Annotated in this window: 20 protein-coding genes; 16 read left to right on the forward strand and 4 right to left on the reverse strand. The window is 48.7% G+C overall.

All coding sequences use genetic code 11. From position 1 onward, the window contains the following. Positions 1 to 158: 158 nt before the first annotated feature. The 4 genes from EZV72_RS11320 to EZV72_RS11335 are packed head-to-tail and all read left to right on the forward strand — an operon-like array spanning position 159 to position 2,485. On the forward strand, positions 159 to 506 hold the full coding sequence (locus EZV72_RS11320) for an ArsC family reductase (protein WP_137167352.1): 348 nt from the start codon (positions 159 to 161) through the stop codon (positions 504 to 506). Beyond that, entirely contained in the window at positions 506 to 1,633 is a 1,128-nt protein-coding gene (gene dapE / locus EZV72_RS11325; RefSeq protein WP_137167353.1) for a succinyl-diaminopimelate desuccinylase, read from the forward strand. The genes EZV72_RS11320 and dapE overlap by 1 nt, the downstream gene beginning before the upstream one ends. Further along, positions 1,630 to 2,298 carry a M15 family metallopeptidase gene (locus EZV72_RS11330; RefSeq protein ID WP_137167354.1) on the forward strand — a complete coding sequence of 223 codons (669 nt, stop codon included), beginning with the start codon at positions 1,630 to 1,632 and terminating at the stop codon, positions 2,296 to 2,298. Before dapE ends, EZV72_RS11330 begins: the two co-directional genes overlap by 4 nt. A 1-nt stretch (position 2,299) precedes the next feature. Next, positions 2,300 to 2,485, forward strand: coding sequence for a DUF2897 family protein (locus tag EZV72_RS11335; protein WP_137167355.1), 186 nt, complete (start codon positions 2,300 to 2,302; stop codon positions 2,483 to 2,485). A gap of 28 nt (positions 2,486 to 2,513) precedes the next feature. Here EZV72_RS11335 and EZV72_RS11340 read toward each other — a convergent pair whose 3' ends face one another. The 4 genes from EZV72_RS11340 to EZV72_RS11355 all read right to left on the reverse strand — a co-directional run bounded on the left by EZV72_RS11340 (position 2,514) and on the right by EZV72_RS11355 (position 5,676). Continuing rightward, positions 2,514 to 2,843: a heavy metal-binding domain-containing protein gene (locus EZV72_RS11340; protein ID WP_137167356.1), complete on the reverse strand. Its 330-nt coding sequence runs from the start codon at positions 2,841 to 2,843 to the stop codon at positions 2,514 to 2,516. Further along, complete coding sequence (locus EZV72_RS11345) at positions 2,815 to 3,258, reverse strand: HIT domain-containing protein (protein WP_137167357.1); 444 nt, start codon at positions 3,256 to 3,258, stop codon at positions 2,815 to 2,817. Before EZV72_RS11345 ends, EZV72_RS11340 begins: the two co-directional genes overlap by 29 nt. Continuing rightward, positions 3,251 to 4,294 carry a succinylglutamate desuccinylase gene (astE, locus tag EZV72_RS11350; RefSeq protein WP_137167358.1) on the reverse strand — a complete coding sequence of 348 codons (1,044 nt, stop codon included), beginning with the start codon at positions 4,292 to 4,294 and terminating at the stop codon, positions 3,251 to 3,253. The genes EZV72_RS11345 and astE overlap by 8 nt, the downstream gene beginning before the upstream one ends. A 71-nt stretch (positions 4,295 to 4,365) precedes the next feature. Continuing rightward, on the reverse strand, positions 4,366 to 5,676 hold the full coding sequence (locus EZV72_RS11355) for a putative bifunctional diguanylate cyclase/phosphodiesterase (protein ID WP_137167359.1): 1,311 nt from the start codon (positions 5,674 to 5,676) through the stop codon (positions 4,366 to 4,368). Between the two features lie 512 nt (positions 5,677 to 6,188). Between EZV72_RS11355 and betB the strand changes: the two genes are divergently transcribed. From betB to EZV72_RS11415, 12 genes are all read left to right on the forward strand, one after another. Next, complete coding sequence (gene betB, locus EZV72_RS11360) at positions 6,189 to 7,652, forward strand: betaine-aldehyde dehydrogenase (protein ID WP_137167360.1); 1,464 nt, start codon at positions 6,189 to 6,191, stop codon at positions 7,650 to 7,652. A 9-nt stretch (positions 7,653 to 7,661) separates the two neighbouring features. Next, positions 7,662 to 9,335 carry a choline dehydrogenase gene (betA, locus tag EZV72_RS11365; protein WP_137167361.1) on the forward strand — a complete coding sequence of 558 codons (1,674 nt, stop codon included), beginning with the start codon at positions 7,662 to 7,664 and terminating at the stop codon, positions 9,333 to 9,335. An 83-nt stretch (positions 9,336 to 9,418) separates the two neighbouring features. After that, the gene (locus tag EZV72_RS11370) at positions 9,419 to 10,636 is read left to right on the forward strand and encodes a BCCT family transporter (RefSeq protein ID WP_137167362.1); all 1,218 of its coding nucleotides are present in this window, start codon (positions 9,419 to 9,421) and stop codon (positions 10,634 to 10,636) included. Positions 10,637 to 10,644: 8 nt separating this feature from the next. Continuing rightward, positions 10,645 to 11,352: a TorF family putative porin gene (locus EZV72_RS11375; protein WP_137167363.1), complete on the forward strand. Its 708-nt coding sequence runs from the start codon at positions 10,645 to 10,647 to the stop codon at positions 11,350 to 11,352. Between the two features lie 124 nt (positions 11,353 to 11,476). After that, positions 11,477 to 12,190, forward strand: a complete 714-nt coding sequence (locus tag EZV72_RS11380) for an AraC family transcriptional regulator (protein WP_137167364.1) — start codon at positions 11,477 to 11,479, stop codon at positions 12,188 to 12,190. A gap of 132 nt (positions 12,191 to 12,322) precedes the next feature. Continuing rightward, positions 12,323 to 13,198 (forward strand): DMT family transporter, encoded by an 876-nt coding sequence (locus EZV72_RS11385; protein ID WP_137167365.1) that lies wholly within the window; start codon positions 12,323 to 12,325, stop codon positions 13,196 to 13,198. Next, complete coding sequence (locus EZV72_RS11390; protein ID WP_137167366.1) at positions 13,195 to 13,530, forward strand: tRNA-binding protein; 336 nt, start codon at positions 13,195 to 13,197, stop codon at positions 13,528 to 13,530. Before EZV72_RS11385 ends, EZV72_RS11390 begins: the two co-directional genes overlap by 4 nt. Positions 13,531 to 13,654: 124 nt before the next feature. Next, positions 13,655 to 14,203, forward strand: coding sequence for a lactoylglutathione lyase (gloA, locus tag EZV72_RS11395; protein WP_137167367.1), 549 nt, complete (start codon positions 13,655 to 13,657; stop codon positions 14,201 to 14,203). A 169-nt stretch (positions 14,204 to 14,372) separates the two neighbouring features. Then, positions 14,373 to 15,806, forward strand: a complete 1,434-nt coding sequence (locus EZV72_RS11400) for a CHASE2 domain-containing protein (RefSeq protein ID WP_137167368.1) — start codon at positions 14,373 to 14,375, stop codon at positions 15,804 to 15,806. Further along, positions 15,742 to 16,119: a hypothetical protein gene (locus EZV72_RS11405; protein ID WP_137167369.1), complete on the forward strand. Its 378-nt coding sequence runs from the start codon at positions 15,742 to 15,744 to the stop codon at positions 16,117 to 16,119. The genes EZV72_RS11400 and EZV72_RS11405 overlap by 65 nt, the downstream gene beginning before the upstream one ends. Further along, complete coding sequence (locus EZV72_RS11410) at positions 16,119 to 17,711, forward strand: M48 family metalloprotease (RefSeq protein ID WP_175405104.1); 1,593 nt, start codon at positions 16,119 to 16,121, stop codon at positions 17,709 to 17,711. The genes EZV72_RS11405 and EZV72_RS11410 overlap by 1 nt, the downstream gene beginning before the upstream one ends. Before the next feature lie 287 nt (positions 17,712 to 17,998). After that, a complete protein-coding gene (locus EZV72_RS11415) occupies positions 17,999 to 20,551 on the forward strand; it encodes a right-handed parallel beta-helix repeat-containing protein (protein WP_137167371.1) in 2,553 nt (850 codons plus the stop codon). Positions 20,552 to 20,787 lie beyond the last annotated feature (236 nt).

The raw sequence follows: 20,787 nt of genomic DNA on the forward strand, positions 1-20,787 counted from the left end.
ACTCACTGATTTGAAGTTTATTTTTATAAAACCCGGTGACTGGTCTGCGCTTTATCCAAATCGGTCATGTAAGACTTGCATGACCCACTGTACCTTTTGCATCACACCGGCCGAGCAGATAGACTCAGGCCACATTCATCAAAAAACCTGAAAACACTATGGCAACGACAATTTTTGGTATCAGTAACTGCGATACCATTAAAAAGGCCAAAAAATGGCTTGAACAGCAAGATGTTGAGTATACCTTTCATGATTACCGTAAAGACGGCCTGGATCGTGCCTGGCTGGAACAGACAGAATTAGCGCTGGGCTGGGAAACCATGGTGAACAAACGGGGAACGACCTACCGGCAGCTGGATGACGAAGTAAAGGCCGGGCTGAGTCAGCAAAGTGCACTGGATCTGATGCAGGAATACCCTGCCATGATTAAGCGCCCTATTCTGCAACATAATGGTTTGTGGTATGTCGGCTTCAAATCCGCTGAATATGAGGAAATTTTTGCCTAATGAATGATGTCATCAGTCTGGCTAAAGACTTAATCAACCGCCGCTCGGTAACGCCAGAAGACGCTGGGTGCCAGGATTTAATGAAAGGCCTGTTGGGCGAGCTCGGTTTTGCAAATGAAACCATGGTGTTTGAAGATACCACCAACCTGTGGTCAAGACGAGGCACAGATGGTCCGCTACTGTGCTTTGCCGGTCACACTGATGTTGTACCCAGCGGCCCTGAGTCGGCCTGGCAAACTCCGCCCTTTGTTGCGACGGAAAAAGACGGCTACCTGCATGGCCGCGGCGCGGCCGACATGAAAGGCAGTCTGGCTGCCATGCTGGCGGCAACCCAGCGCTTTGTGACGGATTATCCCGCTCATCAAGGTAGTATTGCCTACCTGATTACCAGTGATGAAGAAGGCCCTTTTATCAATGGTACCACACGGGTTATTGATACGCTGGAAGCCCGTAATGAAAAAATCACCTGGTGTATTGTGGGTGAACCGAGCAGCACAGAAACCGTGGGCGATGTGGTTAAAAATGGTCGCCGGGGTTCGCTGACCGGTGATTTAACGGTAAAAGGTATTCAGGGCCATGTGGCCTATCCGCACCTGGCCAGAAATCCGGTGCATGATGCCGCACCCGCCCTGGCAGAAATGGCCACGACTCACTGGGACAATGGCAATGCCTCGTTTCCCCCCACCAGCTTTCAGATTTCTAATATCAATGGGGGAACCGGGGCCGGAAACGTTATTCCCGGCGAGTTGCACGTCTGCTTTAACTTCCGTTTTTCCACCGAAGTAACAGATGCTGAGCTGGTCAGTCGCTCGCTGACTATTCTTGATAAACACGAGCTGGATTACGAGATTAAGTGGACGTATAACGGCCAGCCATTTTTAACCGACAGCGGAGAACTGGTAGCCGCGACTCAACAAGCTATCGAAGCACAAACCGGTAAGCCTACGCAGTTATCCACTGCCGGCGGCACATCCGATGGCCGCTTTATTGCTCCCACCGGTGCTCAAGTCGTCGAACTGGGGCCAGTCAATGCTACGATCCACAAGATTGATGAAAACGTAAAAATGGCTGATTTGATCACGCTGGAAAAAATTTACTACGACATCATGGTCAGGTTATTAGCATGAGCCTTGGTTGGCTGGGGCAGGACGAGACCTTTCTGGTAGACGCCGGCAACGGACATCGTCTGCACGAGGCGGTCGCCGGCCCCTTTCTGGCCATGCAAAGTGCGGCAAGCCATGCTGGTATTGATTGCCAGCTGGTCAGCACCTATCGCGCCTTTGACCGTCAGCTGTCGATATGGAACCGTAAATGGCAGGGAGAGTTGCCCATTCTGGACTTGCATGGTCATTTACGCGATGTCGCCGAGATGACAGAGGAGCAGAAGATACACGGTATTTTAACCTGGTCCGCACTGCCGGGTGGTTCCCGGCATCACTGGGGGACAGATATTGATGTGTATGACCAGCGCAGTGTCAGACAGCGTAAGCATAAGTTTGAACTCATCGACAGCGAGTATCGCGGTAATGGTCCTTGTGCAGCGCTAGCTGACTGGCTGAGTACTCACGCCATTGACTATGGCTTTCACCGGCCGTTTTTGCACTACACCGGTGGTGTGGCCTGCGAATTATGGCATTTGAGTCATCAGCAGACTGCTAATCATTTTGAAGCCATGCGCAATCCGCAGCAGTTGGCACAAGCCATTGCCGCTGCGCCTATGGAAGGAAAACAGGCGGTGTTGCGCCACTTTGATGAACTGTTTGACCGCTACGTGTTAAATCAGGGAGTGTAATATGAGTCTTATCTGGATCGTTATTATTGTTGCGCTGGCGCTAGGTGTCGTGGCCAGTAATATTTTGCTATTGAAATCAAACAAAAAGTTTATCAAGCCGCCAGATTTCAAGCCCCGTCAGTACGATGATGACGAAGACGACTGGGGTAGTAGCAGTAACAGCAAACGCGACGACAGCGAACGGTAATATCTTTCCCGCCGTCGCGTTTGCAGGGTCAGATATTGGCGACGGTGCGAACCGCAGTGCCGCTGATGCTAACCATCAGCATACTGCCCTTTTCCCCCATGACTTCATAGTCAATATCAATTCCCACCACGGCGTTAGCGCCCATTGATCGGGCTTCCTGCTCGAGCTCGGTGAAGGCGATTTTTCTTGCCTTGGTCAGTTCATCCTCGTAGGAGCCCGAACGGCCTCCTACAATGTCCCGGATTGAGGCAAAAAAATCCTTAAATACGTTGGCTCCCATCACGGCTTCACCAATCACAATACCGTGATACTGCTCAATTGTGTGACCTTCAATGGTTGGCGTAGTCGTTAAGATCATACGATTGCTCCTGCATAGTTAAAAAATTCCTGAGGCCATTGACCAGCTTGCTCGCCTCAGACTCAGAATAAGGGATCGCGGGTTGTTTTCCCCATACCGGGGCTGGCCAGGCGCAATCTGTAGAAAACCTTGCCACATGGTGAATATGCAGCTGGGCCACCACATTACCCAGTGCTGCCACATTCAGCTTTTCCGGCTGATAAAGCTGTTCCAGTGCCCGGCATACCACAGAGGATTCATGAAGATACTGCTGTTGCTGCGCATCATTAAGGCGATAAAGCTCCCGGGCCTGCGCAACCCGGGGCACCAGGATCAGCCAGGGGAACTGACAGTCATTCATCAACAGCAGTTTGCACAGCGGCAAATCTGCTACAAAATGCGTGTCGTTTTGCAGCCGGCTATCCAGTTCAAACATCCGCCTGCTCCAGGGTGGTTGGCACCACTGTCAGCAGGGCCCGCTGCCCGATGGCCACGTTGGCATTAGGAAACACAATCGCCTCGCCGTCCTGTGTAGCGATATATTCTGCGCCCGGCTCAGAGGCCAGCACTGTACCTTTTGCATAGCCGGTAAAATTAGGCGTATCGTCGGCAAAATGCAGGGAGAAATCCTGCTTTGTCCGGTTAATAACCTGGTTTACCCGAAAAATTTCTACATTTTCAAGAACCACCTCCGGAGCAAAGTCGATATCAGTGATAAGCCGCGTAATGGCCTGACGCGCATCTTCAAACCGGCGCATATCATTTTGACCAAACGGACGCACTTTACCCAGTTCAACGGTAAAGGCATGAGCCTGATGCTGACAGCTGGAATAATAGCTGAAGGTGGTTGTCGGGCTTTCTGATAGCAAAATGGTTTTTACCCCGCAAGCCGCCAGGAATGCAATTTGCTGATGACTGCGCGGTTCGCCGTGCAAAAACGGATACACCGCGAATTTTTCATTTTTAGAATCACGGATGGCGGTGTGCAAATCATAATGCAGACGCTCACCCGTAGCAGCGTTGAAAAAAGCCGCGACGGCCTCTTCCAGTTGCCGCGCTCGCTGACGCTCCTGGTTAATAGCCCCCCCACCTTCACTATGCGCTCCGCTGAACAGACGATTCATATTCTCTTCTACAAATCGCTGAGCAATATCCATCGCCGGTAAGTTACCAAATAAAAACAATACCCGGTGGGCCGGCGCCAGATCCCCCGTCAAAATTGCCCTCACCCAGTCATCGCACAGCTCAATGGGTGCCGTTTCGTTACCGTGTACGCCACATGACAATACAATGCTTTTTGTTGCTGCGGTTACCGAGGGAGGGGTCAGTTCAATAATCCCCTCAGCCATGACTGACACGCCAGTGCCATTACTCAGGGTAAACGAAGTAGGGGATGAAAAAAGCTCAGGCTGAGTACGGGAAAGATGAAGAAACTGGCCGGTTTGGCAAAGTTCGGTCTGCAAGTCCTGCATGAAAATTTACGCTTCACAAAAAATCAACAATGATCGCTAAGTCTACCCATTTCGCAGAGTAAAAGCCAAATTCAGCGTAATTGCCGGCGTAAAGGCGAGCTGCCAATCATAATATCCTGCTGACTGAACTCAATAAACTCCGCCAGGGGAATGGCCCTGGAAAACAGATAACCCTGTCCGGTCTGAATACCCAGCTCTCTTAACACATGAAGCTGAGACACCTGCTCAATTCCTTCGGCCACGACATCACAATGTTTCGCATCGCCTATCACTTTAGCCGCCTGGATAATCGCCCGGTTTACCGGATTATCACTCAGCTCCATGACAAAACTTTTATCGATTTTCAGTGCGTTAATATTCAGGTCCCGGATATAGGCCAGGTTTGAATAGCCCTTGCCAAAATCGTCTATGGCAATTTCAACCCCCATGGCCCGCAATGCTGAAAGTTGCTCTTTCACCATCAGAGAGTTTGATAAGGCGACATCTTCAGTCAGCTCAAACTCAAAACACGATGGGTTGAGGCCTGATTGTGCACACAGCGTTCTGATATGACTAATGAGCTTGCTGTCATATAACTGTGTAGGTGACATGTTAATTGAAATTTTAATATCCAGCCGGTGCAGACACATCACCGTCAGATCATGAAAAGCCTGCTTGAGCGTCCAGTAAGCCAGTTCATTCATCATATGATAAGACTCAGCGGCTTCTATCAGCGGACCAGGGAACACCACGCCGTCTAATGGATGGTTCCAGCGCAGCAAACACTCGGCCCCCACAATAGTCAGGGTTGTTAAATCAACTTTGGGCTGGTAATACAGTTCCAGTTCGTTATTGGAAATGGCCCGCCGTAAGTCGGCCTTTAATGCCAGACGCCGACCGTTGAGCGCTGGCTCAGTGCCGGGCATATAATAGAAATTCTCATAGCGATTTTCTTTGGCCTGTTTTAAAGCTGCTTCCGCCCGTGAGATAAAAAACGCCACCTCAAAATCGCTGTGCTGCCCCTGCACCACGCCAACATTAAAATCAGCTATAAAGGCATGCTCGTCATACTGGATGGGGGCTTTAAAATGTTCGCTGAGTCGCTCGTAACTATCGCGAGCTTTTTTCTGGTCTGTCTGGCCAGGTAAAAGTAGCCCGAAAACATCACCACTCATGCGGCCAACCCCCACCTCATCCCCAAACAAGTTGATGATTCGGTTGGCAATCTGCAACAGAACTTTATCGCCGGTACAAATTCCCAAACTGGTGGTCACATCAGAAAATCTGACCACATCCACCAGCATCAGTGAAAAATGTGAATGTCTGACTGCAAATTGTTCAACCTGATTGATAAATACATATCGGTTTGGAATTGTCGCCAGTGTCTGATGCATACCATGCATTAAAATCTCACTTCCCGGTTCAAAAAACGTGCAACTACTAACATATTAAAACGCTTACTACACCACGCCATCACAAAGCATACAACCTGCCGTAGGTATGGTCATTTATACCGCCTTATCTGTGCCAGCCAGACATACTCGACCATATCGCTATAACCCTTGTGCATACTGCTATTGAGTATAGTTAGACCTGATATAAAAACCAGTTTGCGTACTATACTTTTTTAACTTTCAATTATCGCCGAGCAACCATTTACATGAGATGAGCAGCGTGAACCAGGACATCCGACCTGGCGGAAATTTAATAAAAAGTTGCAGATTTTTTTGAGCCTGAACGGTACTTCCTTTAGTATATATAGGCTTAAAGCAGCATAAACACAGGAATATCCCCGTTTTTACGCCATCGGAAAGGCTCAATGATTGGCGGGAATTTGCGTGTCTGGAATTTACGCAAAACCGTTTGAGCTGAATTTAAAAATCAATAAGACTGACTTTCAACGGAGTTTAATTATATGACGAAACCGCGTCTGCAGAATTTCATCAATGGTGCCCCGCTGGCAAATGACAGCGGCGAGACAATTGACGTAATAAATCCTGCCACTGGTGAAGTAATTTATGAAATCGAAGTCGCCGATGACAAAGTAAAAACTGCTGCTATCGAAAGCGCAAAAGAAGGTTTCAAAGCCTGGGCCGGAATGACAGCCATGGAGCGTTCGCGCATCCTGCTGAAAGTTGTCGCCCTGCTTCGCGAGAAAAACGATGAACTGGCCGGTTATGAAGTTCTGGACACGGGTAAGCCAATGCAGGAAGCAAACTGCGTAGATGTGGTGACCGGAGCTGATGCCATTGAGTTTTTCGCGAATCTTGCACCTACTCAGGTCGGTCAGCAGCAGGACCTGGGTGGAGACTTTTACTACACGCGTAAAGAGCCACTGGGTATCTGCGCAGGTATCGGTGCATGGAACTACCCTATCCAAATCGCATGCTGGAAATCAGCGCCTGCGCTGGCAGCCGGTAATGTCATGATTTTTAAACCCTCAGAAGAAACGCCTCGCGGTGCGATAGAATTGGCTAAGGTGTACATCGAAGCCGGTGTGCCTGCGGGTGTATTTAACGTGATACTGGGTGACGGTGATGTGGGCCAGTGGCTGACCAACAATCCTGATATTGAGAAAGTATCGTTTACTGGTGAAGTGGGTACTGGCAAAAAAGTGATGCAAGCCTCTGCTGCAACATTGAAAGATGTCACGATGGAGCTGGGTGGTAAGTCACCGCTTATCGTATTTGAAGATGCCGATGTTTCTCAGGCGGTATCGGCGGCCATGTTGGGTAACTTCTATACTCAGGGTGAAGTGTGCACTAACTGTACCCGTGTATTTGTACACGAAAGTCAGTATAAAGCCTTTATGAAAGAACTGGTTGAACGTACCGAACAGAATATCAAAGCCGGTGATCCGATGGATCTTGAGGTCAATTTTGGTGCCATGATTTCTAAAAAGCATCAGTATTTGGTCATGAGCTATATCGAAAAAGGTAAAGCAGAAGGCGCAACTCTGGTTACCGGTGGCAATACTATGACGCCCGCGGGCGCTGAAGGCGGTTACTTTGTAGAGCCGACCATTTTTACTGATTGTACCGATGACATGACCATCGTGAAGGAAGAAATTTTTGGTCCGGTCATGAGTGTACTGACGTTTAAAGATGAAGCAGAAGTCGTACGTCGCGCCAATGACACTTCTCTGGGCCTGGCAGCGGGTTTGATGACCAAGGATATTACCCGCGCTCATCGTGTGATTCATCAGCTTGAAGCCGGTATCTGCTGGATTAATACCTGGGGTGCATCCCCTGCTGAGATGCCGGTTGGTGGTTATAAGTTATCCGGTGTGGGCCGTGAAAATGGTATCGAAACCCTGGATCATTATACCCAGACCAAATCGGTCTACATCGGCATGGTTGATCTGGAAGCACCATTTTAAGGAGACGCTATGCAGAAGTTTGATTATATCATCGTCGGCGCCGGCTCTGCCGGCTGTGTACTGGCCAACCGCCTCAGTGCAGATTCCAGCAAGAAGGTACTGTTGGTAGAAACCGGCGGCAGTGACAAAAGCATTTTTATTCAGATGCCCACTGCCCTTTCTATTCCGATGAACACGGAAAAGTATGCATGGCAGTTTACCACTGAAGAAGAGCCTTATCTGAATAACCGCTCCATGCACTGCCCTCGCGGTAAGGTGCTGGGCGGCTCTTCGTCTATCAATGGTATGGTGTACGTACGTGGCCACGCCAAAGACTTTGATGAATGGGAACAATACGGCGCTAAAAACTGGAATTTCCAGCATTGTCTGCCTTACTTCAAAAAGGCCGAACAATGGTACATGGGCGGCGATGAATACCGCGGTGGAGACGGCCCGTTAGGGACTAACAACGGTAATGAAATGAAAAACCCGTTGTACAAAGCCTTCATTGACGCGGGTAAACAGGCTGGCTATGCAGAGACACTGGATTATAACGGTGCTCAGCAGGAAGGTTTTGGTCCGATGCACATGACGGTGAAAGACGGTCAGCGCTGTTCATCAGCCCGCGCCTACCTGGACCCGGTAAAAGACCGCGACAACCTGACCATTGTCACGCACGCTACTGTGCAAAAAGTGCTGCTGGAAGGTAAAAAAGCCGTCGGTATTCGCTATAAACTCAAGGACGATCTGATTGACGCCCGGGCTGACAAAGTGATTTTGAGCGCCGGTTCAATCGGTTCTCCTCACCTGCTACAACTTTCTGGTATCGGTGATAAAACCCATCTTGAAGCGGCTGGCATTGAGTGCAACCATCATTTACCGGGTGTGGGTGAAAACCTGCAGGACCATCTGGAATTTTACTTCCAGTTCCGCTGTAAAGAGCCAATTTCACTGAACCGGGAATTAGGGCTGGTATCCAAGGGCATGATTGGTGCTCGGTGGATGTTGTTTAAATCCGGGCTCGGCGCTACGAACCACTTTGAATCATGCGGCTTTATCCGCTCAAAAGAAGGGGTTGAGTGGCCTGATCTGCAGTATCACTTTTTACCTGCAGCCATTCGTTACGACGGCAAAAGCGCCTTTGAAGGCGACGGCTTCCAGGTACATATCGGGCACAATAAACCACGTAGCAGAGGTTTTGTTCGGGTTAAAACATCAAATCCAGACGATGCCCCGGCCATTCAGTTTAACTACCTTCAGCATCAGGACGATATTGAAGGATTCCGTGCCTGTGTTCGTCTGACCCGGGAGATTATTAATCAACCTGCCTTTGACCAATATCGCGGCAGCGAGATTCAGCCTGGTGAAGATGTACAAACCGACGAACAAATTGATGCATTTGTTCGCGACGCTGTTGAAAGTGCTTACCACCCTTCCTGCTCCTGCAAAATGGGCGAGGATGACATGGCGGTAGTGGACTCACAAACCCGGGTTCACGGCATTGACAATTTACACGTTGTGGATTCGTCTATCTTTCCGACGATTCCTAACGGCAACCTGAATGCGCCCACCATTATGGTTGCAGAAAAAGCAGCAGATCACATTTTAGGGAACAACCTGTTACCGGTTGAAAACGTCCCTGTGATTGAAGAGCAGAACTGGGAATCCACCCAGCGCAGCACTTCCCTTACTGCCAGTAAGTAAGACCTCGTGGCGGGTTATGTAACCCGCCCCGTTTGACACGATGTTAGACGTATAACTAAGAAATAAAAACCAGGAGACATCTTATGATGATGTGGCTTAGTGCCGGCATCGCATTAACGCTCGCGGCGATAGTATTTATACTATTTAAGTGGGGAAATATGCGCATGATCGGCGTCACTCCCGTCAGAACGCTGACTTTTATAGCGATTCTGTTTACTTCAGGCCTTGATGTTGGCCTTATTATGTTCCCTCTCACCGAATTTGGTGGCTACGCTGATACTGCAGCGAACCCGGAATACAGCTTTACCAATCCACTGGCGATTGAATTTGGCTTTTGGGGCTTCTTCATCTGGTCATTCTACTTTCTGACCTGTTTCTACTTCTGCATTATTGAACCCAAAGTGAAATTCTTTGAAATTAGCTGGGTGAAATTTATCAACAATGTGATCATCATCGGCACCTGTGCTTTTACTGCATTTTTGTTGTTGTCTAACCTTCCCTGGTATTTGCCCTCTATCGGCGACGGCGAGTCCATTGTACCTACTTTCTATCTGATTGTTTTTGCCGCCATTGCGTTTTCGGTATATAGCAGTACAGATATAAAGTACGTGCGGATACTGAGCGTTTCGACCACCTGGATGTTCCTAGCCCTGATTCTGTTTATGTGGGGCGGCGCGTTTTTGTGGGGCGACAGCCAGGTTGGCCAGTATTTCGCAGCCACGGAAATGCTGGGTGGTTACTTTGCCAATATTCAGCACTTCCTGTTCCCGATTAATGATTATCATGCCTTTTATCTTTTCTGGTGGTTCGCCTGGAGTATTATGATTGGCCAGTTCACCTCACGATTCTGCGGTGGTCTGAAGACATATCAGGTTCTGGCGGCGATGATGATTATTCCTTCGATTCCGATTGCAGGCTGGTTTGGTGTGCTTTATCACTACCACAACGCCGGACTGGATACGACAGGTATTCGTAATATGGCGATGGTGTTTGTGGGGATTGTTTTTGTTATCAACTCACTGGATTCGCTGATCCGTCTGTATACCGACAACCTGAATTTGTCTGCCAGCCGCTTAGGCAAGGTAAAATATTTTGCGTTTAACTTTATCGCGCTTTCTGCCCTGACCATGCTGTTCAAGATTGATTTTCTGCAGATTCAATGGGTTGGAGCACTGGTGATTGGTCTGTTTTATTGCTGTCTTGGCTACATTCTTTACAGCAAATTCGGATCGGTACGCGCCATCGACAGCTCACCGGAAGAAAACGAGCTGGACTTCAAAAAAATAGAAACTTCGCACTAGGACGTAGCATGAAACAACAAGTAAAATTTATCCTCGCGGGAACCACACTACTGGCCAGTCAGGCTGCTTTTGCAAACTGGTCTTCTACTGTCACGCTGGCATCAGATTATTCATTCAATGGTGTGAGCTACACCGACGAAGACCCGGCGCTACAGGCAAGTCTGGATTATGCTGCTGATAGCGGCTGGTACGCTGGCGCCTGGACATCCAACGTGGATTTTGGCGACGGCGGTGGTATTGATCAGGAACTGGACTTTTATGCCGGTTACTGGACACAGCTGAACGATGCCTGGTCATTAGATTACGGTATTGCTTACTACACCTATCTGGGTACCACTAACGCGGATGAAAGTAATTACCCGGAAGCCTGGGTTAAATTCAACTACACCTCAGATTTTGGTGTAACCGAATTTAACAGCTGGTATTCATGGGACTACTTTGGTCTGGGTGGCGGACACGTTATCGGCATGGTGGCACACACCTTTGCGATTGCTGAGAATCACGCCATTCGAATCAGCGCCGATACCTCCAACTCACTGGACGGTGATAAGTGGATCTGGGATGTTAACGATAAGTCTTACCAGCACGTTCGGGCTGCATATCAAACCAGCTTCAAAGGCTTTAACTTTGAAGTAGCTGCAGAAGATACCACACTGGACTACGACACCGGAGACTTCCGGGTGGTGGCCAGCGTTAGCCGTACATTCAGCTTTTAAGCTATAAAGCCCTTCGAAAACCAAGCCGCCCGGTAATCCCTGGCGGCTTTTTTGTGCTTGCTAATCAGTGTCTGTCGATTTAGCGTAAGTGCTTATACACACTCACCGGGTTGTTGCTACAACAATGTTTAAGGAAAGCCTGTCACTACGCGCCTATACCAGAACAGCTGCCCGACATGCACATACATTCTGCCAGCTGGTGCTGCCACTTAACGGGGCCATACACATGCAAATGGAGGCGTTTAACGGCAAGGTCGGCGTGGGCGAAGGCATTATGGTGCCTGCTCGGGTTTTACATACTTTCAGTGCCGATGAAAAAGCCCGCTTTATTGTGGCGGATCTTGCCAGCCTGCCTGCTCACTTTCAGGAGCTGGAAGGGCCCAAGTTCCGGCTAACCGATGCATTGTCTGCCTTTTTAAGTTACGCCGAAATACAGTTTCAGCAAAGCACCAGTGACGCGCTCGAGCATTATCTGGTTGAAGCTTTTAAACAGTTACTGCTCAGCCAGCGTCAGGTCAGTGAACACTCGGATCGTATCGAGCAGGCTATCAGCTATATTCAGCAGCAGCCATCAGCCACACTTTCGGTGAGTACACTGGCCCGGCGCTCATGCCTGGGTGAAACGCAATTTAAAAAACGCTTTAAAGCGCATACCGGAATCAGTGTAGGCCAGTACATTACCCAAACCCGCATGCGTAAAGCCCAGGCGCTGCTGCGGTTTACCGACATGCCGGTGAGCCGGGTTGCCGAAGAAGTGGGTTATCACGATATTTCCGCTTTCAGTCGCCGGTTTACCCTGTTTTTTGGCCGATCTCCCAAACACTTTTCGCGTCTGTAATCGATACTTTCGCCACTCTTTGTCGTTCGGTAAAACTGTCTTTGCAACCCAAAAGAGTGTCTTTTCAGCACAAAAATCTATTTACTTACCGGGTATGATAAATGCTGATTTATTTTTGCAGGATACCTGTTTATGCCGACGTTATCAGGGCTTATCGCTGTACTGATGTGGGGGTTGCTAGCCGTATTTAGTACTTTCACCCGTGATATACCGCCTTTTCAACTGCTGGTTGTGTGCTTTTCTATTTCCTTTTTGCTGATTGTGATAAAACGATTGATCCAACAAAAGCCAGTGTTCAAACCCTCTTCCATGACCTCACAGCAATGGCTGGTGCATACCCTGTGTTTGTTTGGCTTTCACTTTTGCTATTTTATGGCCATTCGATACGCTCCTCCCGTTGAAGTCAGCCTGATTGGTTATCTGTGGCCGTTACTGCTGGGTATTTATGTTGCTCCTCAGGGTCTGCGCCTGTTTGCGCTGGCCGGTGGCCTGCTCGGCTTTGCCGGATCGGTATTTCTGGTGCTCTCGGGCGAATCACTGTCAGCCGATATGCAATATCTGCCAGGCTATCTGCTTGCCTTCACCTGTGCGCTGATCTGGTCAGGGTATTCCTGGTTTCTTTCCCGTTCGCACAGTGAGGTAGAGGATATTGGCTGGGTGTCACTACTAGTTGCAGTGTTATCCCTGATTGCGCACTTGTGGCTGGAGCAGACCCAGACATCGTGGACAGCCAGCGAACTGTGCAATGCACTACTGCTGGGCCTTGGGCCGATTGGCGGGGCTTTTTACCTGTGGGATATAGGCATGAAAAACGGCGACCAGAGCCTGCTTGCCTCAATAAGCTTTGCCACCCCGGTGATCTCTGCTGTGGCGCTCTATGCCGCTGGCTTCAGCCCGCTATCCACCGCAGTGATAGTGGCGGTTTCGCTTATTTTATCCGGCGCACTGATTACCAATAACGCCCAAAGAATCAAACACCAACTGACCAAACGGAGAATGACCGCATGAGCACCATCAGCTGGAATGATTTTGCCAAAATTGACTTTCGTGCCGGCACCATCGTCGCCGTCGATGACTTTCCTGAGGCACACAGCCCGGCCTATAAGCTAACCATCGACTTTGGTCCGGACATTGGCGTTCGTCGCTCCAGCGCCCAGATTACTACCCTGTATGCCAAACAGGACCTGGTTGGCCGCCAGATTCTGGGAGTCGTGAACTTTCCTGAAAAACAGATTGGCCCTTTTATGTCCCAGTGTCTGGTCACCGGTTTTTATCACCATAACGACGTGGTTTTGCTGCGTCCTGACCAGCCGGTAGACAATGGTGCCCGGCTGGGGTGATCCCTGGTGCGCCTCAGCGGGTTATAAAGGGAATTAAACGATTTGAGATTGGCAGGGTCGCCGTCGCTGATTACTCTGCCCGGCAATTTATATTCTTTTTACTTCAAAATAAGGAGTCATGACTATGAGCCGCCATTTTGATCAGGCTGATGGGCTGTGTGAAACTAAAGATCCGGCCACCGATGGCTTTGTGTTTAACCAGACGATGCTGCGTATTGCCGACCCGGCTCGTAGCCTGGATTTTTACACCCGAGTACTGGGTATGACGCTGATAAAGCGCCTGGACTTTCCAGAAATGAAATTTACCCTGTATTTTCTTGCTGCCGGTGAAGACTTTTCTGACATCAGTGAAGATGACAAGGCCCGTACCGTACAGACATTTGGCCGCCCAGCCATGTTGGAGCTTACTCATAACTGGGGTGATACGCCAGAAACCGCTGACTACCATAACGGTAATAGCGAACCTAAGGGTTTCGGCCATATCGGTTTTCATGTACCTGATGCCAACGCTGCGTGCCAGCGCTTCGACGATCTGGGCGTTGCGTTTCAAAAGAACCTGAATGATGGTTCTATGAAAGGTATTGCGTTTATCAAAGATCCGGATGGGTACTGGATTGAGATTTTCACGGCCCAAAATACTGATCAGGTTATCAGCGACCATATCAGCAACTAATCATTTCACTGAGCAGTGTGCAACGGCATGCTGCTCATCCCACCCCTCCTACAGTACATTTTTTGTACTTTTTATATTGACATCTGCCCCCTGCGCTGGGTTAAATAATATTTAACTTATAAAACTCTAACAGCATGAACTAGCAACCTGTCGTTTAGGTGTATTTGCTATGGTCCGGGGACGGTGCACCATCAGCAGAACCACAGTTTTTATCAATACACTAAACGGACTGCACCTGATATTTCGTGCAGCGCTGATTCTCGCCTTTTATATTCTTGACCCGTTTGCCCTGTCCAGCGCTTCTGATGAGGCTTCTGCTGATGCCCTAAACCGTTTTGGTGCTGCGTCTTATGGACAGCAACCGGCTTCTACCGGACATTCCGGTCACAATGAAATTGTGGTGGTGTTAATTGATGATAGTTATCTGACCGAACAAAACCAGTACTGGCCGTTATCCTATACCGAGCAGTCTAAGATTTTTCGTCAGATTCTTCGCCATGAACCTGCCGCTCTCTTTGTTGATTTTCTATATACCCATGACCGCACTCAGGTCGGTGAAAAGCTCAGTCGGCTTACCAATGTTGTGCAAAGATACGCCGCAAAAACTCCGATATTTATTCCCCAGCCAACGACCACTGCATTTGACGATGACGCCTTATTTAATAAGGCCCGTCCAGTCACTGTACAATGGGCCGGATACGGCGATTTTTATCCGTTAACTGCCAATAATCTGCCTACCCCTGCAAGTGCTTTGTTTGATGTTTTTTGTCAGCAAAACCATGACTGTACACTGACATCAGCAGATGCCCCCACCCCATTATATTTACAGTGGGGTGGCCAGATACACCCTGACCAGCACATGGTGCACAATACAACAAACTGCTCAGTACTACCGGATTCGTTGCAATACTACACCAGAGTATTAATGGCCGAGGTGTTTTGGAAAGTGAATGACAGTCTGCGACAGAATTGTGCATATACGCTAACGCTCCCCGTTAGTAGTTTATTTGTCAGCAATGTTGATGACCGTCAGACAATCCACTCTCTGCTTAAAAACAAAATTGTGATGCTCGGCGCATTTATTCAGGGCGCCCGTGATACCGTGACTACGCCGGTTCACGGTAAAGTGCCCGGGGTTTACCTGCACGCCATGGCACTGGACAACCTTATTACCATGCAAAACCGGGTATACCGGCCCGCTCCCACTGTGTACAAACACATCGACATCACTGACATCATTGACGCTCTGTTTATTTTTATAGTCAGCCTTTGGCAGAACGGACTGAGAAATCGCCCCTCTCAGCAAACTCCGGGCGAAAAAGCACCATGGTTACGCACTACGCTCATCACCGTATTGCTTATCACTGGGATTCTGGGTACCGCGATCATTTTTTATCAGGTACTACATATTCAGCCCATCAACTGGGTGGCTTTGCTTATTTTGGTGCTGCTGATTTTACTGCAGCACTTGTTTCACCATTTGCACGTCCGTCGTGCCTATCATTACATCGCTACACTACTGGATAAAGGAGTTACCCATGTTGAAGAAAATTATCATCGGCTTACTTTGTATGTGGATGTTTTCCGCGAACGCCGAAAATAACCTGACTATGCGTATTTTAAGCTATGAAGCTGATCAGGTAGAAATTCTGGACGCTGAAGGCAAAGTGCTGCGTACAGTGGATAAAACCGCATTACCTGAGCCTGATGTGGCCGTTATTCAGATAAACGAGGAGCTTGAACTTGTGCAAATCGAGGATTCGCAGGGCCAGCCGGTCTGGCTTGATATGTACTATCTGCGCTTAAGCGAGGGCAAACAAGTAGCATTAAAATGTATCACACTGCAAACCAGCCTTGCCTCGGACCATCAGGAAGCCGGGACCATGGGTCTGGGTGGCGGCTGTTCAGGAGAGTAATGATGAAATTACCGCATATTTTCCTATCAGTATTCATTTTTGCCGGGCTGACTGGCTGTGGTAGCACTATGGACGGCATTGGAAGTGCCCTGTCTAATATGACTGGCTCTAAAAAGCACAACGGCTTTGACGGACGCTATATTGATCAACAGGAAGTCGCTGAGTTCAAGCAGCGTAATGATGCTCTATCCGGGGAGGGGCGCCTGATCAGTTATGACGGGCTGGATATTCCTGCTAATCAGATTCGTCAGTCTCATGTTGTACATTCACCTGAGCTTAACCGTTACCTGACCGCCATACTCGATAAAGTCATCGCGCAGTGGAATGGTACGCCAGTCAATATTCAGGTACAGGTTATCCATTCACAAAATTTTGCGCCTTACGCTGATGCCTACGGCATGATTAGCATGCCGCTGGGCGCACTGGCAAATATTGAAAGTGAAGATGAGCTCGCCCTGATGCTGGCGCATGAAGTCAGTCATATTGTACTGAGACATCATGAAAGAGAGTCAGTAGTCACAGACAATAATGACAATATCAATACGCTCTCTTCGGCATTTATCATGGCGAATGTTATCAAAGATTCAAAATTGGATAAGGACGGAGAGGACCTGTTTGCTTACCACCCTACCAATCATGGCCAGAAAAATATCTCAAAAGCAGCTATCTATGGCGGCATTATTCAAACCGTATCAACCAACGTCTGGAACACCGCCTGGAAGCGTAATCAGGAAGATGAAGCTGACCTGCTGGCGCTGGATATGGCGTTAGCCGCTGGTTACTCTCCCCGGGCTAGTGCCCATGTATTGCAACGCCTTGCTGACTTTCAGGGAAAACAAAAAAGCTTATTATCGAAATACTGGAAATATAAAAAAGAGTCGATTACCAGTGCCTTTCAAAGCGCTGATTTATCACAGGTTAATGCTCAGATTGACAGCGCGCTTGATGAAGGAATGAACGCTGCCATTGGTACAGTGACCGACTATTTTCAGCGAACTCACATGTCGCCGGAGAATCGTGACCTGAGTGTAAGAGAGTACGTTCGCCGGGAATACGGCGACCATATCCGGCGTCGGGTTGATAAGCAAAGCTGGCAAGTTTTTAGCCGGCAAGAGAGTATTGCCTCTTTAATATATAGTTATCGGCAAGCTTTTGCGGCAGCCAATGCACTGGCAGAAAACGATTTGGCCTCAGCTGAAACTCTCGCGTTTAGTGCACTAACTCCCGAAGTGTCGGGCCATCCCTATATCAGGGAAGTGCTTTACAACCTGAGAATGGCTCAGAATAACCCCGTCAAGGCAGCGCAGAATCTGACGCTGATTACGCATTGGGAACACGCCTCACCAACTTTGTTTGATACGCGTATCGAGCTGGACATGGCTGAACAGAACTATGCTCAGGTATTAGAAAGTATTGCACAGGCTGAGGCTGTATTTGGTAACCGAAGTCGCTTTATCGTGCAAAAATCCATTGCACTGACAAATCTGGGCAGGCAACAGGAAGCCATTGCTGAGCTGGAGCAGTGCCAGCAATATATGCAAATGAAAGGTACCTGCTCGCAGTTGCTGGAAAAACTCAACAGACGAGCCTGATTACACGATTCTGGCAGGCCGGCTGATATCCCGGCCTGCTGTTTTTTGTATGACTAGACAGGCTATTACTTCTTTCTTCGCCTAAAAAGCTGACTGTTTTACTTATTTGATTTTAAACCTTCTTTGAAGACCCAATACGGTTAAACGCTTAAGCCGCTGAGCAGGCTGATTATTTTCATTTGTCCTTCTACCTTACAAATCACCGCGCTGTATTGCTCATTCCCCCCTGTTGCTTACCATTAAATATGCCATTGAATTACCGACATTTTTAAAGCACAGGAAGTATTATGAAATCAGTATTTAGTTGTTTTCCTGCCCTCCTTTTTTCCTTATATTTTGGGCTTTCCAGTTATTCTAATGCCGGCACCACGCCCCGCCCTTTCACGGTGACTCCCCTGATTGAGTCGGTCAGTATTGTGCTGCCACAGCAAGTGGCTGCTGCCACCAGCACCGTGCGATTTAAACCAGCAGGTGACAGTCACTGGCAGCAGGGCAATCCGTTATATTTTGATCCCACCACCAGCGCGCTGGCGGGGGTAATTGTATATTTGCAGCCTGCGTCAACCTATGACGTTGAGGTTCAGGTTACCCAGCCTGACGGCGCTGTTGTGACCTACCGCCAGCAGGTGAGTACCCGACCGGACGCACCGCCGGTTGACCCTGATAAAATTTATCATCTGGCAGATATTTATCATGGTGGCACACTGGATATAGAAGCACTGGGCATTGCCGGTGAACCCGGCGCATGGGCCATGATAAAAGGAGACCCGGCAACCCCGATTGTGGCAGATAAACTGGCTAATTCTGCCATCTGGCTGGGTTCGCAGAGTTACATTTATTTTGAGGATATTACGATTGCCCGGGCCGGCATTCAGGGTTTTCATGCCGACTCAGCCCATCATATCTGGGTAAATGGTTGTGATATTGCCAACTGGGGGCGGCCACCAGCCTACTACAACCGCGGAGTAGCTCACGATGAAAACCGGGAAGCCATTAATTACGATTCTGCTTTCTTTTTGCAACAGTCAGGCGTTATCACTATTGAAAACTGTTATGTGCACAGCCCCGCGATGTCGGCTAACCACTGGGGTAATGGTCATCCCAGAGGAACCAATGCATTTATTGCCTATGCAAACCATCCTGACCCAGCCTTTGAAGGGCAAATTATATTACGCAACAATACCTTTACCGGCTCGCCGGATATTCGTTTTAATGATGTCATTGAAAGCCGGTTTAACGGCGAAACCTACGGCGGATTTATTCGTGACTCTGCCATTTATAACAACAAATTTGCCTATGCCAACGATGATCTGATTGAACTAGATGGTGGCCAGCAAAATGTGCTGGTATACAACAATGACTTTTCCCATGGTTATGCCGGTATCAGTGCCGCGCCAAATATGCGCGGCCCCAGCTTTATTTTCAATAATACGATTCACGATATGGGCGATGAACGGGGCAAAATGTGGGCATCGGTTAAAATGGGAGGCCTGTATGCCAAACCTCAGGGGCAGGTAAATCTGTTTTACAATTATATGGATGTGTACAGAAACGGTATTACTGCCTCCAATGTGGATGGAGACGATGCATTCTGGGTAAACGCCATCAATAATTTTATTCTTACTCATCGGGCGAACTCGTCAGTAGGCTATGCAATTTATGATCTTGAACAGGCCCCCCAGTCTGATTTCATCAATAATTACCTGTACAACCTCAAAACGGCCACTCCCCGCTATACGGCGGTGATTGATGTTCCGTTCAGTGAGCCGGATAAACTTAATAGCGATTTTGCCACCCAAATCCAGCAACAGATGGCCCCCAAGCATTTGCCGATACCCCAGGCACATCAGCTGGCTAATTTTACCCGCACCGTCAATAACACTCCCATCATCGGCATTTTCAGTAATGAGGTCGGTGCGCCTTACTGGCAACCCGAAGCCATCCCCGGCGCTATAGACTTTACCCGGCAGATGCCAGAGGGTTACAGCACGCAAAATGCAGATAATCAAGTAAGCATACCGGCACATCATCAGCTGATGTTGCAGGGTAACACCTGGCAAGCGATTAACGGTAATTTTACGCTGACTGAGAACAGCATATTGAGCCTGATGATGTACGGTAAACACCATGCTGAGATTGCCGGGCTAGGGTTTGATTCCAACAACCGCATTGCCCGTCAGGACATCATGCAGTTTTATGGTTCCCAGGCCTATGGCATGACATATAAGGGCTATCAAGCCGGTCAGCATCAGACCACACTTAGCATAAATCTGGCTGAGTTTTTTGATCCCGGCAATTATTCACAAATGGTATTTGCGCTGGATAACGACAAGCCGCTGGCCGGTGCGCCAGCCCCCCGCCTGATATTTAGCAATGTACTTTTATACAACGCACTGAATTTCAATGATTACTCGCTAAACAGCTATGACCCGGTACAGGACGACCCGGAATATGGACAGTCACACATTGACGCTAGCGGGCGCATGCTCACGCTTACCGGAAACAGCTGGAAGCATATTTCGGGGGAATTCATCATAAATGCGGACACCATACTGGTTACAGAAGTAAAAATTGATGCGCTGAGTGAAGTCGTAGGCATCGGGTTTGATAATGATAACAGCGTAATGGCACAGGAAGTTATCAGCCTGGGCGGCATCCAAACCTACGGGCAGGTTTTCAGCCGACAGGAAGCCGACGACGGTTGGCAGCGCGTGGCGATTCCGGTCGGCCGCCTGCTTGCCCCGGGTACATATGAGCAAATGACATTTATCAATGACAATGATGCTGACCCGGCATCAGGCAAAGTGACTTTTAAAAATGTAGGCCTGATACAGCCCTGACCGGCTAAATCGTATTCTCAACTACATTTTATGCCTTAAACTGACACGACGGGATCGGATAAGCACCTGACTTACCCGCCCGTCAGTTTGGCTTTCAAAGTAATGGGTGGAAATGGCAGATATATAAAAACCGGGCAAGTTGATTGTTTTTAGCGCCAGAACTGCGTTATGATCACTTTATAGAAACTGATTACGGAGTCTGACTTGACACTTACGCCACCCTAGGCGCTCCCCCC

Source organism: Salinimonas lutimaris, assembly GCF_005222225.1.
Lineage (GTDB): Bacteria > Pseudomonadota > Gammaproteobacteria > Enterobacterales > Alteromonadaceae > Alteromonas > Alteromonas lutimaris.